At 68.4% G+C, this 15,666-nt stretch carries 12 protein-coding genes; 1 reads left to right on the top strand and 11 read right to left on the bottom strand.

Annotated features, from left to right (window positions below; translation table 11 throughout):
- Positions 1-40: 40 nt before the first annotated feature.
- The 10 genes from glmM to J3367_RS02695 form a co-directional block, all read right to left on the bottom strand.
- Complete coding sequence (gene glmM / locus J3367_RS02740) at positions 41-1,387, bottom strand: phosphoglucosamine mutase (protein WP_024348842.1); 1,347 nt, start codon at positions 1,385-1,387, stop codon at positions 41-43.
- A gap of 288 nt (positions 1,388-1,675) precedes the next feature.
- On the bottom strand, positions 1,676-3,613 hold the full coding sequence (gene ftsH / locus J3367_RS02735; protein ID WP_024348843.1) for an ATP-dependent zinc metalloprotease FtsH: 1,938 nt from the start codon (positions 3,611-3,613) through the stop codon (positions 1,676-1,678).
- A gap of 127 nt (positions 3,614-3,740) precedes the next feature.
- The gene (gene tilS / locus J3367_RS02730) at positions 3,741-5,225 is read right to left on the bottom strand and encodes a tRNA lysidine(34) synthetase TilS (protein ID WP_421460141.1); all 1,485 of its coding nucleotides are present in this window, start codon (positions 5,223-5,225) and stop codon (positions 3,741-3,743) included.
- Positions 5,129-6,076, bottom strand: a complete 948-nt coding sequence (gene ybgF / locus J3367_RS02725; protein WP_024348845.1) for a tol-pal system protein YbgF — start codon at positions 6,074-6,076, stop codon at positions 5,129-5,131. Before ybgF ends, tilS begins: the two co-directional genes overlap by 97 nt.
- A 184-nt stretch (positions 6,077-6,260) precedes the next feature.
- Positions 6,261-6,794 (bottom strand): peptidoglycan-associated lipoprotein Pal, encoded by a 534-nt coding sequence (gene pal, locus J3367_RS02720; protein WP_009208752.1) that lies wholly within the window; start codon positions 6,792-6,794, stop codon positions 6,261-6,263.
- Positions 6,795-7,031: 237 nt separating this feature from the next.
- Positions 7,032-8,336 (bottom strand): Tol-Pal system beta propeller repeat protein TolB, encoded by a 1,305-nt coding sequence (tolB, locus tag J3367_RS02715; RefSeq protein WP_370195018.1) that lies wholly within the window; start codon positions 8,334-8,336, stop codon positions 7,032-7,034.
- A gap of 250 nt (positions 8,337-8,586) precedes the next feature.
- On the bottom strand, positions 8,587-9,660 hold the full coding sequence (locus J3367_RS02710; protein ID WP_024348847.1) for a hypothetical protein: 1,074 nt from the start codon (positions 9,658-9,660) through the stop codon (positions 8,587-8,589).
- A gap of 16 nt (positions 9,661-9,676) precedes the next feature.
- A complete protein-coding gene (gene tolR, locus J3367_RS02705) occupies positions 9,677-10,126 on the bottom strand; it encodes a protein TolR (protein ID WP_024348848.1) in 450 nt (149 codons plus the stop codon).
- A 43-nt stretch (positions 10,127-10,169) separates the two neighbouring features.
- A complete protein-coding gene (tolQ, locus tag J3367_RS02700; RefSeq protein WP_421460139.1) occupies positions 10,170-10,886 on the bottom strand; it encodes a protein TolQ in 717 nt (238 codons plus the stop codon).
- Positions 10,887-11,133: 247 nt separating this feature from the next.
- The gene (locus J3367_RS02695) at positions 11,134-11,580 is read right to left on the bottom strand and encodes a YbgC/FadM family acyl-CoA thioesterase (RefSeq protein WP_024348849.1); all 447 of its coding nucleotides are present in this window, start codon (positions 11,578-11,580) and stop codon (positions 11,134-11,136) included.
- Between the two features lie 200 nt (positions 11,581-11,780).
- Here J3367_RS02695 and J3367_RS02690 point away from each other — a divergent pair, with 200 nt between their 5' ends.
- A complete protein-coding gene (locus J3367_RS02690) occupies positions 11,781-13,892 on the top strand; it encodes an esterase-like activity of phytase family protein (protein ID WP_162142645.1) in 2,112 nt (703 codons plus the stop codon).
- Between the two features lie 98 nt (positions 13,893-13,990).
- On the opposite strand, the gene J3367_RS02685 is transcribed toward J3367_RS02690, so the two are convergent.
- Positions 13,991-15,649: a hypothetical protein gene (locus J3367_RS02685; protein ID WP_024348851.1), complete on the bottom strand. Its 1,659-nt coding sequence runs from the start codon at positions 15,647-15,649 to the stop codon at positions 13,991-13,993.
- Positions 15,650-15,666: the final 17 nt, after the last annotated feature.

The following is a 15,666-nucleotide window of genomic DNA, read 5'->3' as shown; positions in this document are numbered from 1 at the left end:
TTTAACGAAGAGCGGGCCCTCAGAACTTGGTGACCCTACCTTACGCTGCGGTCTGCTGGAGCGCGCCAAGGATATCGTCGACCACCGAGTTGACCAGCCCGCGATCGTCGCCCTCGGCCATCACCCGGATCAACGGTTCCGTACCGGAAGCGCGGATGACCAGGCGCCCGCCCTCACCGAGACGATCGCGCCCGGCGCTGATGGCGTCCTGCACGCGCTGTCGCTCCAGCGGCGCGCCGCCCGAATAGCGGAAGTTCTTGAGGATCTGCGGCACCGGCTCGAAGCGGCGGCAGACCTCCGACACGGTGCCGCCCTTGCGCTGGACCACCGCCAGCACTTGCAGCGCCGCCACGAGCCCATCGCCCGTCGTGCCGAAATCCGACAGGACGATGTGGCCGGACTGCTCGCCGCCGACATTGTAGCCATGCTCGCGCATGTGCTCGACGACATAGCGGTCGCCGACCGCCGTGCGGGCCAGTTGCAGATCGTGTTCGGACAGGAAGCGCTCGAGGCCGAGATTGGACATCACCGTCGCGACGATGCCGCCGGCCGCCAGTCGGCCGTCTTCGGCCCAGCTTTCGGCAATCACCGCCATCAGCTGGTCGCCGTCGACCACCTCGCCGCGCTCGTCGACGATCAGCACCCGGTCGGCATCGCCGTCCAGCGCGATGCCGATATCGGCGCGCACTTCCTTGACCTTCTCGATCAGCGCCGCAGGCGCCGTCGAACCGCAATTGCGGTTGATGTTGGTGCCGTCCGGATCGACGCCCAGCTTGACGATCTCCGCGCCGAGCTCCCACAGGACGTCCGGCGCTACCCGGTAGGCCGCGCCATTGGCGCAGTCGATGGCGACGCGCACGCCCTCCAGCGACAGCTCGCGCGGCAGCGTCCGCTTGGCTGCCTCGATGTAGCGGTCGTGGACGCCGTCGATGCGCTTGGCCCGGCCAAGGCCGTCGCCCGTCGCCAGCCGCGGCGTCAGATCCTCGTCCAGCAGCGCTTCGATGCGCAGTTCCAGCTCGTCGGACAGCTTGTAGCCGTCCGGCCCGAACAGCTTGATGCCATTGTCCTCGAACGGATTGTGCGAGGCCGAGATCATCACGCCGATATCGGCGCGCAGCGACCGGGTCAGCATGGCCACCGCCGGGGTCGGCATCGGCCCGAGCAGGAACACGTCGACGCCGGCCGCCGTAAAGCCGGCCACCATGGCGTTTTCGATCATGTAGCTCGAGCGCCGCGTATCCTTGCCGATCACCACCCGGTGCCGGTAGGAGCCGCGCTGGAAGACCAGGCCCGCCGCCATGCCGACCCGCATCGCCACCTCGGCCGTCATCGGGTGCCGGTTGGCCGTGCCGCGAATGCCGTCCGTGCCGAAATAGCGTCTGCTCATCACCTGACCCCGTCTGTTCCTGTTCTGCCGGACCGTCCGTCCGGTGGCGGCTGCCGCGCGCGCCATCGCCCGGCCCGGACGCCGCCATCGACGGTGTCGCGGACCGGGAGAGGCGCGCAGCGCCGTTCCCTGTCGTCATACTCTCGCATCAATGGATTGCGGAGACGTTGCCTGCAACCCCGCCGGTCTGCGTCGCCGCTGATGCCGACCCCGCAAACGAAAAGGGAGCGGCCGTGAGGCCGCTCCCTTCGATTGTCTTGCGATCCCGCAGGAGCGGACCCCGCGTGATCAGGTCGGCTGCGGCTCCAGGCTGTCGCCCGCCTCGCCTGCGCGGGAATCCGGCCCGCGGCTCGAACCGGCCTTGGGCACGGCGGACCCGCGCGACGGCGGCGTGTCGTCGCCCATGTCGCGGGCCAGCGGCTTGCCGGCCAGGAGGTCGCGGACCTCGTCGCCCGAGAGCGTCTCGTATTCCAGGAGCCCCTTCGCCAGGATGTGCAGCTGGTCGATATGGGTGTTGAGGATGTTGCGCGCCTTGTTCTCGGCCGTCTCGATGATGCCGCGCACCTCCGAGTCGATCAGCCGCGCCGTGTCCTCGGACATGTGCTGCTGGTGCGCCACCGAATGGCCGAGGAACACCTCGTCCTGGTTGTCCTTGTAGCGCAGCCGGCCGAGCTTGTCGCTCATGCCGTATTCCATGACCATCGCCCGCGCCATGTTGGTCGCCTGCTGGATGTCGTTGGAAGCGCCCGTGGTGACGTTGTCGAGCCCGTAGATGATCTCCTCGGCGGCACGTCCACCGAAGATCATGGCGAGACGCGCTTCCATCTCGTTCTTGCGCATGCCGTAGCGATCGCGCTCCGGCAGGTTCATGGTCACGCCCAGCGCACGACCGCGCGGGATGATCGTCACCTTGTGCAGCGGATCGTTGAACGGCTCGATGATGCCGACGAGGGCGTGGCCGGCCTCGTGATAGGCGGTCAGCGTCTTCTCTTCCTCGGTCATGGCCATCGACCGGCGCTCGGCGCCCATCATGACCTTGTCCTTGGCATCCTCGAATTCGAGCATGGTGACGAGACGCTTGGAGCGCCGCGCGGCCATCAGCGCCGCCTCGTTGACGAGGTTGGCGAGATCGGCGCCCGAGAAGCCGGGCGTGCCACGGGCGATCGTCCGCAGATTGACGTTCGGTGCCAGCGGCACGTTGCGCACATGCACCTTCAGGATCTTCTCGCGGCCGCCGACATCCGGGTTCGGCACCATCACCTGCCGGTCGAAGCGGCCCGGGCGCAACAGCGCCGGGTCGAGCACGTCCGGACGGTTGGTCGCGGCGATCAGGATCACGCCTTCGTTCGATTCGAAGCCGTCCATCTCGACCAGAAGCTGGTTCAGCGTCTGCTCGCGTTCGTCATTGCCGCCGCCGAGGCCGGCGCCGCGATGGCGGCCGACCGCGTCGATCTCGTCGATGAAGATGATGCAGGGGCTGTTCTTCTTGGCCTGCTCGAACATGTCGCGCACGCGGCTGGCGCCTACGCCGACGAACATCTCGACGAAGTCCGAACCGGAGATGGTGAAGAACGGCACGTTGGCTTCACCGGCCACCGAGCGGGCGAGCAGCGTCTTGCCGGTTCCCGGAGGGCCGACGAGCAGCACGCCGCGCGGGATCTTGCCGCCGAGGCGCTGGAACTTCTGCGGCTCGCGCAGGAATTCGACGACCTCTTCCAGGTCCTGCTTGGCCTCGTCGACGCCGGCGACGTCGGCGAAGGTGACGCGGCCATGGGCCTCGGTCAGGAGCTTGGCCTTGGACTTGCCGAAGCCCATCGCCTTGCCGCCGGCACCGCCCTGCATCTGGCGCATCAGGAAGATCCAGACCGCGAGGATCAGGAGGATCGGGCCGAAGGACAGCAGCATCGACCAGATCGGGTTGCTGTTGTCACCCGGAGGGCTGGCATTGATCTGGACGTTCTGGGCCTCGAGCCGCTCGACCAGCTGCGCGTCTTCCGGCGCATAGGTCTGGAAGGGCGGCGAGGAATCCGAATATTTGCCGCTGATGCGCTGGCCCTGGATCGTCACGGCCTCGACACGGCCGGATTTCACGTCGGACAGGAACTGCGAATACGGGATGTCGCGGGCGCCGGCGGTTTGCGAACCGTTCGAAAACAGCTGGAAAAGCGCGATCAGCAAGAGAGCGATGATCGCCCACAGCGCGAAGTTTCGAAAGTTCTGGTTCATCGATCTTCCTGGAATGGACGCCCGAAGTCACGAGGACGATTGGCTCGAAGATAGGTGCTGCCCCCCTTCTTGCCAACAAGGTCAGGCGGTTTTGCGGCAATTTGCACCGGTTGGCGGCGCAGGGTGGTTACCGCGGCTTTGCACTCGGCCCGGCCCGGCCGCCCGTTGGCGGCGGCAGATCGCGGGTCAGGCTCCAGCCGACGAGCGACCGGATCGCCAGCAGCGGCGTTCCCGCGGCGACCTTGCCGCCGAGCTGTGCGGGGATGGCGACAAGGCTATCGCCGGCAACGAGCACGGGCAAGGTCTTCTCGACCGGATTGCCCCGGCCGAGATCCCCGAAGGCGACGAGCCGCCCCCCACAATGTGAGGGCCCGGCGCCGGCATCGACCACGAAACGGCCGTCGAAGACCCGTTCTCCCGCCGTCGCCGTCAGCACAGCGATCCCGGCCCGGCCGTATTCGCGCATCAGGGCGATCGTTTCGCCTGGCACCGCCCGCACACCCGCCAGCGTGCGGGCCCCGTCCGATTCGCCGCGCAGCGCCTCCAGAAGCCGGATCGTCGCCGGGCCCTCGGGACCATGCCCCCTGCCCCCGACCGCCGCGATGGCGCGTTGCAGAAGGACGAACGCCGTGTCGTCGCCGAGGCCCCGCAGCGCATCCCGGTCGATCTCCAGCGTGCCGGCCTCCGTCAGGCAAAGCTCACCCGCCGCCTGCATCGCGGCGACGGCCTCGCCGAGCCCGGCTTCCAGCGCGTCGCGTTCCGATCGATGCCCGGCGATTCGCGCCCGCAGCGCGTCCCGGTCCAGCCCGCCCGCCGCGATCTGCCGGCGAAGCTCCACCCGGCGCGAGCCCGGATCGTCATTCGTCGGGTCCGTGACGGCCGGCAGGCCATGCGCCGCCACGCTTGCCTTCAGCCGGTCGCCGGCAATGTCCAGGAACGGCCGCGCCAGGACGAGATCCGGCGCCAGCGACCGCACCGGGCGCATGCCCGCCAGGCCGACGACCCCGGCGCCGCGTTCGCGCGCCAGCAGGTGAGTCTCGCACTGGTCGTCTGCGTGATGGGCGGTCAAGATCACTGTCGCGCCGAAGCGCCGGGCCGCATTTGCGAGCAGCGCGTAGCGGGCCTCGCGGGCCGCCGCCGCAATGTTGCCGGTCCGGGCCGGCGCGGCCCAGCGCAGCGTTTCGTGGCCGAGGCCGAAGCGCGCGGCAACGCCCGCGACGTAGCGCGCTTCGGCCGCCGAGGCGTCGCGCAGGCCGTGGTCGACGGTGACGATGTGAAATCGGGTTTGCGGCAGCGCTGCGGTGCCCTGCAGGGCGATGGCCGCGAGAACCAGCGCCAGCGAATCGGGGCCGCCGGACACGGCAAGGATGGCGCGGTCGCGGAAGCCTGTCAGGGCGGCCGCCTGGTGCAGCGAATGGGTCAGGAGCTCGGCAAGGGCAAGCCGGTCGAGCGGCGCGGCGTCGGGACGGGCGCGGGGAATGTCCAGGCGCAGGCCGCGGCGGTCCGCGGCGGGTGTCAGCAGTTGGCCGACTTTTCCTCGCTCGCCAGCTTCTTGCGCACGTTGCTGCTCATCTGCGGATAGCGTTTGGCCACTTCCTTGTAGGTGATGCACGCGGTTTCCCGATTGTCGAGCTTGGCCAGCGACATGCCCAGCTTCAGCATCATCTCCGGCGCCTTGCCGTTCTCCGGCGCGCTCTTCTGCGCCTCGAGGAACACCTCGGCCGCGTCGGCGAATTTCTGCTGCTGGTACAGGCTCTCGCCCAGCCAGTAGCGCGCATCCGGCGCATCCTCGGCGGTCGGATAGGTCTGGGCATACTGGCGGAAGGCCTGCTCGGCGAGCTGGTAGTCGCCGGCCAGGAGGTAGTTGTAGGCCAGGTCGTAGGTCTCGCCCTGCCCGCCCGGCGTGATCGCCGCGACGGTGCTGGAGCCGCCCGACGACGCGCTGTCGCCAAGGCCGGGCACGCCGGTCTGCAGATTGGTCGTGTCGAGCGCGCCGGTGGCAAGCTCGCCGTCCTCCAGGAGACGACCGATGTCGTCTCCCGTGGCGGCCTGCTGGCTGTCGCCGGGCTGCTCAGGCATGGCCGAGCCGGCGTCGCCGCGCTGCTCGTTGACCGAGGTGCCCGCGGCACCCGCTCCGCCGCCCTCGAGCTGCTGGAAGCGGAACTCGTTGTCCTCGAGCTGCTTGCGCATGTCTTCCTGGGTGCGCAGCAGCTGGAAGCTCAGTTCCTCGACCCGGCCATTCAGCCGGCGGACCTCTTCCTCGAGCTGGTTGATGCGCACGCTGACGTCGCCGGCCTGCGCCATGCGCACGGGGGCGGTCCGCGTCTCGGCCGGCGCCTGGCGTGCAGCGCCGGATGCGGACTCGCCGAAGAGCCCGGGCAATTCGAAGGCCGACGCCCCGCCGGTCGCGGTACCCATCAGGGCCAGCGCCGATACGGCAAGGATCGTTTGTCGAAACATCATGAACACAGTTCCTCGACGGCTGGAAACGGCAATGGCCGCCGCGGCGCGAACGCAATGGTTCGTGCAGCGACGGCGCGGTTTCCTAGCATGGAACGAGGCAGTTCGGCCAAAGTTGGGCAGCGCCCTGCTTTCGCCGTGGATGCCGCCGGTCGCATCGCGAACCGGCGACGATTCGTCAGGCCGATCAGCTGCCGGCGCCGCTCAGGACGGTGACGGCGCGGCGGTTCTGCGACCAGCAGGAAATGTCGTCGCAGACGGCGACCGGACGTTCCTTGCCGTAGGAGATGGTGCGCATCCGGTTGGCCGGCACGCCCTGCTGGACGAGGTAGTCGCGGGTCGCGGCGGCGCGGCGTGCGCCGAGTGCCAGGTTGTACTCGCGGGTGCCGCGCTCGTCGGCATGGCCTTCGATCACGATCGAGTACTGCGAATACTGGTTCAGCCAGCGCGCCTGCTGCGTCAGCGTCTGCTGGGCGTCGGCCCGCAGCGAGGTCGAGTCGGTGTCGAAGAACACCCGGTCACCGACATTGACGGTGAAGTCCTGGGTCGAGCCCGGCGTCGCGCTGCCATAGGCGCCGTTGGCACCGTTGGCCCCGTTCAGACCGAGACCTGCCGCGTTGTCCGGCAGGGCGTCCTTCTTGCTGGCGCAGCCAGCGACCGCCAGGCTGGCGACGACGGCGAATGCGATGCGGCTCTTCACCCCGAAAATGCTCCGGCGCATGGCCAGCTCCTTTGAAAACAGTGGGTTTGGGTTACGCGACGTTTACCCTGACGCCACTTAACGACACGTAAAAACGGCGGCGCTTCGGTGCGCCCAACGCGGCTCATCCCGTTGAATTATCGCCGGAATGAGGCCGCCGCCGGATCGTTGCCCGGTTTCCGCCATGTTGCGGCATTTCCGCAACATTCACGCCATAATCGGGCCCCGGGCTTGCCCGGGGCTGGCCTTGCGGCGGCCCTATTCGAGGGAGGGCGACCAGGCCGGGTCCGAGGCGTAGCTCGGGGTCGGGATCTTCTGCTCGTTGTAGCCCGTCAGATCGATCGAATAGAGCTGCGGTCCGCCGCCGCCCCGCTGGTCGCGGAAGAACATCAGGACACGGCCGTTCGGCGCCCAGGTCGGGCCCTCATTGTGGAAGCCCGAGGTCAGGATGCGCTCGCCCGAACCGTCCGGCCGCATGACGCCGATCTGGAACTGCCCGCCGCTCTGCTTGGTGAAGGCGATCAGGTCGCCGCGCGGCGACCAGACCGGGGTCGAATAGGAGCCGTCGCCGAACGAAATGCGCTGCTGGCCCGAGCCGTCGGCCCCCATCACGTAGAGCTGCTGGCGTCCGCCGCGGTCGGATTCGAACACGATCCGGCGCCCGTCCGGCGAATAGGACGGCGAGGTGTCGATGGCCGTGGTCGAGGTCAGCCGGGTCGTCGCCCGCGAGCGCAGATCCATGGCGTAGATATTGGCGTTGCCCTCCTGCTGGAGGCTCATGATCACCTTCTGGCCGTCCGGCGAGAAGCGCGGCGAGAAGGTCATGCCGGGGAAGTTGCCGACGATCTCGCGCTGGCCGGTTTCCAGCTGCAGGAGATAGACCCGCGGCTCGCCATTGCCGAAGGACATGTAGGTGACCTCCTGGCGGCTCGGCGAGAAGCGCGGCGTCAGCACCAGCTCGCTGCCGTCGGTCAGATAGCGCAGATTGGCGCCGTCCTGGTCCATGATGGCGAGGCGCTTGACCCGCTTGTCCTTGGTGCCGCTCTCGGAGACGAAGACGATGCGGGTGTCGAAATAGCCCTTCTCGCCGGTCAGCCGCTCATAGATCGCGTCGGCGATGATGTGGGCGACCCGGCGCCAGTTCTCCGGATTGGTGTAGAACTGCTGGCCGTCGAGCTGCTGGCCCGCAAACGTGTCCCACAGGCGGAACTCGACGCGCAGCCGTCCGTCGGCCTCCGGCGAGACCCGGCCGACCACCAGCGCCTGGGCGTTGATGACGGTCCAGTCCTTGAAGGACGGCGTCGTGTCGGTGGTCAGGCCGGACTGGATGAAGGCCGCCCGGTCGATCGGCGCGAACAGGCCCGAGCGCTTCAGGTCGGCCTGGACGACGTCGGAAATCTGCTTGCCGATGCCGTCGGCCGACTGGAAGTCGGTGATGGCGATCGGCAGCGGCTCGACATTGCCCTGGGTCACGTCGATCTCGACCGCCGCGGCGGCCGGTGCCAGTGCCACGAAAGCGCCGGAGATCGCCATCGCGATCACGAGCGCGCCCTTGATGATCATCTTCATGTCAGACCTTCAACTGCGGTCGGAGACCTGCGCCGGCCGGTTGGCCGCGCCTCTCCTGTTTGAACTGGTACGGAAAATCCCCCGGCAGGCTGGGCCGGGGAATCGATCTTCCCTCGTCCGCTTCCTACCATCCAATAGGGGGATTGTATGGCGTCCTGCCGCAACGGCGACCGGGCGGCTGGCGCCCGGACCGGCGATCCGGCGGCCGGATCATGATCGAAACCGGGTCGCCGCGCCGTCGCCATCAGAACATCTGGCTCGGATCGAAATTGACCACGACGTCGGCCCAGGTGTCGTACTTCTCGGCCGGCAGATTGTAGGGCGCGCAGCGCTGCACGGCGCGCAATGCCGCCTCGCCCGCCACCCGCTCGATCATCGAGCCGCCGCCGCCGCCGATGATCTGCGGCCGCGCTTCCAGTTCGCCCGACGGATCGAGCCGCATCTGGATCGAGATTCGCAGCGAACCGGCTTCCGACACGCCCGAGGGCGGCGACCAGCAGCGCTGGATCTGCCCGCGCAGCGCGTCGAGTTCGCTCTGGGAGAGCTTGCCGCCGGTCTGGCGATCGGTGCCGAGCGAGGCCTGTTGGTCCGAGCGCTTGGCGCCGCCGCCGGCCGACTTCTCCTTGTTCAGGAGCGCGGCGATCTGGTCGGCGTCGAACTGGCTCTCTTCCGGCGTCCGCGTCTCGGCCTGCTTCGTCGGCTCCGGCCTTTTCGGCTCGACGGGCTTGGTCTCGGCGACCTTCGGTGCGGGCGCCGGCGGCTTCGGCTTGGTCGCCGGCACCGGCACGTTCTGCGGCACGGGATCGGGTTCCGGCGCGGCCTCGGCCTCGGCGATCGCCTGCTCCACCGGGTCGGGCTGCGGCGGCGTCACCTCGGCGGGCTGTTCCGGCGTCGGCTCGGGTTCGGGCTGCGGCTCCGGCGGGGTCGGCGCGGGGGCGGGCTCCGGCTCGGGCGCAGGTTCCGGCTCAGGCGTCGGTGGCGTCGGCTCGGACGGCTGGGCGGCGGCCGCCTGCTCGGTCGGGGTCGGGCGCTTGACCGGCGTCGGCGGGGTGGCGAGATCGGTCTCGTTGTCGCCGACATTCTCCGCCGGCATCGGCAGCGTCTCGGGGGTCTCGGTCGGGTTGGGCGCCGGCGTCTCGGTGACCGGCGCGTCCTTGGCACCGATCATCGACTGCGAGAATTCCTCGATCGGCACGAGGTCCACCGGCAGCGATTCCACCGGCGCCATCTGCAGCGGCTCGGGCGCCGACAGGGACCACAGGCCCCAGGTCAGGACCGCTCCGTGCAGAAGGGTGGAAAGGACGACGCCGGACTTCATCGAAAGCTGGTTTCGCTCAAGCGTTTTCTTGATCGGTCACGAGACCGATATTGCGGAAGCCGGCGGCCGAGATCCGCGCCATGACGCGCATCACCGTGCCGTAATCGGCCGAACGGTCGCCGCGCACGAAGATGCGCTCCTCGTAGCCGGCCTTGGCCACGGCCTGCAGCTTGGCCACGACCTCGTCGATCGGGATCACCGTGTCGTTGAGATAGATCTCGCCGTCCGAATTCACCGAGATGGTGATCGGCTGGGTGTCCGAATTCATCGCCTTGGCCTGGGTCTCAGGCAGTTCGATCGGCACGCCCACGGTCAGGAGGGGCGCGGCGACCATGAAGATGATCAGCAGCACCAGCATCACGTCGACCATCGGCGTGACGTTGATCTCGCTCATCGGCTGACGGCGACCGCGGCCCCGACCGCGTCGCGACCCGCTGGAACGCCCGGTTCCGGCAGACATGCCCATCTGTCATTCCCTTCCCGGTCGCACGGACCGGCGTTTCACGCGCTCAGCGCGAGGACAGCTTCTCGTCGATCTGCCGCGACAGGATCGCGGAGAACTCGTCGGCGAAGGATTCCAGCCGCATGCCCAGCTTGCCGGCATCGGCCGACAGCTTGTTGTAGGCAATGACGGCGGGGATGGCGGCGACGAGGCCGATGGCGGTCGCCAAAAGCGCTTCCGCGATACCCGGCGCCACGACGGCAAGGCTGGTCTGCTGCGACCCGGCGATCGCCTGGAACGAGGTCATGATGCCGATGACCGTGCCGAACAGGCCGACGAAGGGGGCCGCCGAGCCGATGGTGGCGAGGAAGCCGAGCCGCGATTCCAGCTCGTCCATCTCGCGGGCCAGGGTCACGTCCATCGCCTTGTCGATCCGGGTCTGCAGGCCGAGCGGCGAACGGGCGCCCTTCTCGAACGACTTCTTCCACTCGCGCATCGCCGCGACGAACAAGGCGCCCATGCCCGACGTCTTGCGCTCGGACAGGTTGTGATAGAGGTCCTCCAGCGACTGGCCCGACCAGAAATTGCTCTCGAACTTGTTGAGCTGGCGGCGGAACCGGCCATAGCGCAACGACTTGTCGATGATGATCGCCCAGGTCCAGACCGAAGCAGCCATGAGCCCGATCATCACCAGCTTCACGATGAAGCCGGCCTGCCAGAACAGGTCCCAGAGGGACACCGAACCGGCGGCGTGTAGCGTTCCCTGAACGACGTCAGCGTCCATTCCCAGTCATCCTCGATATTCGGAACCGTCGGCAGCCTGCAGCAGGTGCGCGCCTCTCGGCACCGTCCCGCCCATATCGGCCCCGACATGCAGCAAATTCGGCCATTCGGCCGCGTAAACCCCTGATGCCCTTTCACAAGCGAATCCGGTGAAAGAATGGCGTGGTTCGGCTCAAATCCGATTCGCGCCATTGATGCACCGGTAGGGTTAACGAGCCGTTACCGCCCACGCCCGGCCGGCCCGCGCCTCACGCCTCGGCGGCGGGCTGCAGCAGCGCCTGCATCTCCTTCGGCATGCGCATCGGCTTGCCGCCGGGCGAGATCACCGCGACCTTCACCATCGCCTCGATCAGCGCCGTGTCGCCGCAGGAGATGCGCTGGGCAAGGACGATCCGCGCGCCGCCGAGGAGTGCCGTGCGGGTGGTCACGGTGACCACGTCGTCGATCCGCGCCGGCCGCAGGAAGTCGATGTCCATGTGCCGCACGGCAAAGGCCATCGGCGCACCGTAGCGTCCGTCCATCAATTCGCCGTGGCCGATCCCCTTCAGCCGCAGGAAGTCCGAGCGTCCCCTTTCGAGGAAGTGCAGGTAGCGGGCGTGATAGACGACGCCGGAGAAGTCGGTGTCCTCGAAATAGATGCGCACGTCGAGCGCGTGGCCGTCCTCGGTCAGCCGTCCGGCCAGTCCATCGGTCATCGCCAGCTCCTTTCACCTCGCGGTCGCGGCACGCGCCGGTCGCACGCCCGTTCCGGCACTGTGTCACGCCTCTGTAACAGGCCGACCTCATAGACGCGCCATTCGCGTCAAGCAAAGGAACCGCCGCCGTGATCTCGCCGCTCCGCCTCAGCCTCGCCGCCCTTCTCGCCACCAGCGCGCTCGCCGCGCCGGCCACTGCGATGGCCGAGCCGGTGTTCCGGCGCATCGCCAGCTTCCCGGTCGCCGCCAACCTGCCGGCCGAGATGCCCGCCGAGACCGAGACCTCCTCGGAGATCATCACCGCCAGCGCCGACGGCAACACCCTGATCTACTCCGACAGCCCGGCCGGCGGCATCGGCCTGATCGACATCACCGATCCGAAGGCCCCGAAGGCCGGCGGCTTCCTGGCGATGGACGGCGAGCCCACCTCCGTGGCGGTCGCCGGCGGCAATGTCCTCGTCGGCGTCAACACCTCGCCGAGCTACACCGCGCCGTCGGGCCGCCTGGCGGTGATCGACATCGTGGCCAAGACCGAGACGGCCTCCTGCGATCTCGGCGGCCAGCCCGATTCCGTCGCGGTCTCGAAGGACGGCGCCTATGCCGCCATCGCCATCGAGAACGAGCGCGACGAGGACCTCGACGACGGCGCCCTGCCGCAGATGCCGGCCGGCTTCCTCGCCATCGTCAAGCTGGCCGACGGCGTGCCGGACTGCGCCTCCCTGACGAAGGTCGAGCTGACCGGCCTCGCCGACATCGCGCCGGAAGATCCGGAGCCGGAATATGTCGACTTCAACGATGCCGGCGAGATCGTCGTTTCGCTGCAGGAGAACAACCATTTTGCCATCGTCGACGCGGCGACCGGCGAAGTCACCGCCGACTTTTCCGCCGGCGCCGTCGACCTCGACGGCATCGACACCGAGGACGACCGCGAACTTTCCTTCACCGGCAGCCAGGCCGGCCGCAAGCGCGAGCCCGACACCGTCCAGTGGATCGACAACGACCGCTTCGTCTCCGCCAATGAAGGCGACTACGACGGCGGCTCGCGCTCCTTCACCGTGTGGAACAGGGACGGCAGCGTCGCCTGGGAATCTGGCCCGTCCTTCGAATACGAGGTCATCCGCGCCGGCCATTATCCGGACAAGCGCTCCGACGCCAAGGGCGTCGAGCCCGAGGGTCTGGAAGTCGCGACCTTCGACGGCACGACCTACGCCTTCGTCCTGTCCGAGCGCGGCTCGGCCGTCGGCGTCTACGCTCTCGGCGACGGCGATCCCGTCTTCACCCAGCTCCTGCCCTCGGGCGTCGCCCCGGAGGGCGCCATCGCCATCCCGTCGCGCAACCTTTTGGTCACCTCCAACGAGGCCGATCTCGTCGAGGATGGCGGCGCCCGCTCCCACGTGATGATCTACGAGCGCGGCGAAGGCGAGAGCGCCTATCCGATGATCGTCTCTGAAGACGATGCCGACGGCCGCCCGGTCGGCTGGGGCGCCCTTTCGGGCCTTGCCGCCGACGCCGACAGCGCCACCACCCTCCACGCCGTCAGCGACAGCTTCTACACCAGCCAGCCGGCGATCTTCACCATCGACGCGTCTGAGAAGCCGGCCCGCATCACCGCCAGGACGGTCGTCACCCGTGACGGCGAGCCCGCCGAGGCTCTCGACCTCGAAGGCATCACCGCGGACGGCGAAGGCGGCTTCTGGCTCGCCAGCGAAGGCAATCTCGAGAAGGACGTGCCGCACCAGCTTCTGCGCGTGGACGCCGCCGGCGCCATCACCGAGGAAGTGCCCTTCCCCGAAGCGCTCGTCGACGGTTCCACCCGCTTCGGCGCCGAGGGCGTGACTCTGGACGGCGACACGCTCTGGGTCGCCATCCAGCGCGAATGGGCGGACGATGCCAAGGGCACCGTGAAACTTCTCGCCTACAAGCCGGCCTCGAAGGAATGGAGTGCCGTCAGCTACGCGCTGGAGAGCACCGGGAAGGGCTGGGTCGGCCTGTCGGAGATCACCGCCAGCGGCGACTGGCTCTATGTTCTCGAGCGCGACAACCAGATCGGCGACGGCGCCCGGCTGAAGAAGCTCTTCCGCGTAGCCAAGGCCGACCTGAAGCCCGCCCCGCTCGGCGGCGACCTGCCGACCGTCACCAAGGAGGAGGTCCACGACTTCCTGCCCGACCTGAAGGCCACCGGCGGCTATGTCGTCGACAAGATCGAGGGCTTCACCATCGCGAGCGACGGCACCGCCTATGCGGTCACCGACAATGACGGCGTCGACGATTCCTCCGGCGAGACGCTGTTCTTCTCGATCGGCAAGCTCTAGCCCGCCATCCAGGAGCCGCGACCGGGGCATCCCGCCCCGGCCGGACCAATTCATCGAAAGGGCGCGCTCCACTCGTCGGGGCGCGCCCTTTTCGTTGTTCAGCGCGCAGGCGTGTCGGAGGCCGCGCCTGTCGGCGCGGAGGGCACGGTGCGCCTGGGCGGCGCGAATTGCGATCCTTCATAGGTCTCGCACAGCCCGGTCTTGCCCTTCGGCGCGACGCAGCTCGCATTCAGCATGCCCCAGACCATGTCCATCGGCAGGACCCGCATCTGGTTCGTGCCCGTGGCATAGAACCAGTCCGGGTCCGGCGCGCCGTTCACCGTCTGGCTCAGGCCGAACAGATTGAGGTCGTTGCTGGCGCCGATCCCCGGCACGCCGGGATTGCCGGTGGCGTCCGGCCCGGCCTGGGAATGGCAGGTCATGCAGGAGGCCGAATTGACGAAGCCGCCTTCGGTGATCGACTGGCCGGCATGGGTCGGCATGCCCGTCGGCATGACGAACTCCGTCTGCGAGGCCTTCAGCCGGTAGCTGCGCCACGCCGGATCGGCCGCCGACGGCCTGTCCGGATCCTGCGGCCCGTCACCCGTGGCAATGCCCATGGCGGCCATCAGCCCGTCCAGCGCCGGGGTGATCCGCTCGCCGGTCTCCTCCGGCGTGTAGGGCGTGCCCATGTCGAAGACGATGTCCTGCGTGGCGTCCTCGGAGTTCTCGGTCTTCGGCGGAATGTAGTTCTGGCCGAAGCTCTCGCCCTCCACCGTCACGCCGGCGGCGCTGTAGCCGTAGGAATCGTTGCAGCCGGTGAAGTCGCAGCGGCCGAGATTGCCGACATGCTCCATGGCGTACCAGTGCCAGGTCGGGATCGCCTTCGACGCCGCCGTCACCGCGACGAGATAGTAGAGTTCCGGTTCCTCGTCGCCCGGCGCCAGCGTCTCCTCGATCAGCATCGTCACATAGGGCGCGTCGGGATCGTTCGGCGGATTGAGCGTTCGCCCGGCATCGTCCTCGCGCCAGATCAGGCCGTTTTCCAGCATCTGCGACTGGCTGAGGAAGTCGACCTTGAACATCACCGCATCGGTCGGATAGTCGATCGCCAGCGCCGCGTTGTTGTAGGGCGCATTGACGTTCACCCAGTCCTGCATCGCGGTGAAGCGGGCGCCGAGACTCTCCTTGTTGTAGAGGTTCTGCGCGAAGGTGTAGCGCACGAAAGACCGGTTGCGGAACACGATCTCCGCCTCCTCCTGGCGCAGCACCCGCGCGGGATCGAGCCGTTCCAGGAAGTCGTGGGTGTGGCTCGGGCTCGGCCGCGCCACGGTGATCGGCGGCGGATTGGTCCAGTCCGGCGGATAGAACGGGCAGCCGGCCGGCGGCGCCTCGCCCAGCGGCGGCGTCTCGTCGAACACCGCCGGATCGCAGCAATCCTCCGGCGAGCCCTCGCGTCCGCAGATCGCCTTCGGGTCGTCGATCCAGATCGTCTGGTCGGTGCCCCAGGTCCAGAACGCCTGCTCGACCGCCGTCAGGAACGAGGTCCAGCCGAAGGCATCGGGACAGCTCACCGCCGGATTGCCGATCGCCTCGGGCCAGCTCACCATGCCGTTCGCGGCGCTGGGCTCGCAGCCCGGCCGGTCCCGCACGTCGGCCCGGAACAGGCTCGCCTGCTGGATCTGGTTCGGCGCCGCCGCCTGTCCCTGCGCTTCCGCGCCGGCCGCCAGCAGCACAGTGGCCGCAAGCAGCGATCGGGCGATCGTTCGATGGGTCATGCCGTCCTCCCGTTGAT

It is taken from the genome of Aurantimonas sp. NFXS3, assembly GCF_049132005.1.
In the GTDB taxonomy this organism is placed as follows: domain Bacteria; phylum Pseudomonadota; class Alphaproteobacteria; order Rhizobiales; family Rhizobiaceae; genus Aurantimonas; species Aurantimonas coralicida.
Note: the sequence above shows the minus strand (reverse complement) of the source record. Positions and strands in the feature narration are given on the sequence as shown.

Coding starts and splice junctions, on each gene's coding strand:
- ybgF (WP_024348845.1), bottom strand. CDS start 6,076: ATGATGTTTCGACAAACGATCCTTGCCGTATCGGCGCTGGCCCTGATG.
- J3367_RS02690 (WP_162142645.1), top strand. CDS start 11,781: ATGGCCGAGCCGGTGTTCCGGCGCATCGCCAGCTTCCCGGTCGCCGCC.
- glmM (WP_024348842.1), bottom strand. CDS start 1,387: ATGAGCAGACGCTATTTCGGCACGGACGGCATTCGCGGCACGGCCAAC.
- J3367_RS02695 (WP_024348849.1), bottom strand. CDS start 11,580: ATGACCGATGGACTGGCCGGACGGCTGACCGAGGACGGCCACGCGCTC.
- tolB (WP_370195018.1), bottom strand. CDS start 8,336: ATGATCATCAAGGGCGCGCTCGTGATCGCGATGGCGATCTCCGGCGCT.
- J3367_RS02710 (WP_024348847.1), bottom strand. CDS start 9,660: ATGAAGTCCGGCGTCGTCCTTTCCACCCTTCTGCACGGAGCGGTCCTG.
- J3367_RS02685 (WP_024348851.1), bottom strand. CDS start 15,649: ATGACCCATCGAACGATCGCCCGATCGCTGCTTGCGGCCACTGTGCTG.
- pal (WP_009208752.1), bottom strand. CDS start 6,794: ATGCGCCGGAGCATTTTCGGGGTGAAGAGCCGCATCGCATTCGCCGTC.
- tolQ (WP_421460139.1), bottom strand. CDS start 10,886: ATGGACGCTGACGTCGTTCAGGGAACGCTACACGCCGCCGGTTCGGTG.
- ftsH (WP_024348843.1), bottom strand. CDS start 3,613: ATGAACCAGAACTTTCGAAACTTCGCGCTGTGGGCGATCATCGCTCTC.
- tolR (WP_024348848.1), bottom strand. CDS start 10,126: ATGGGCATGTCTGCCGGAACCGGGCGTTCCAGCGGGTCGCGACGCGGT.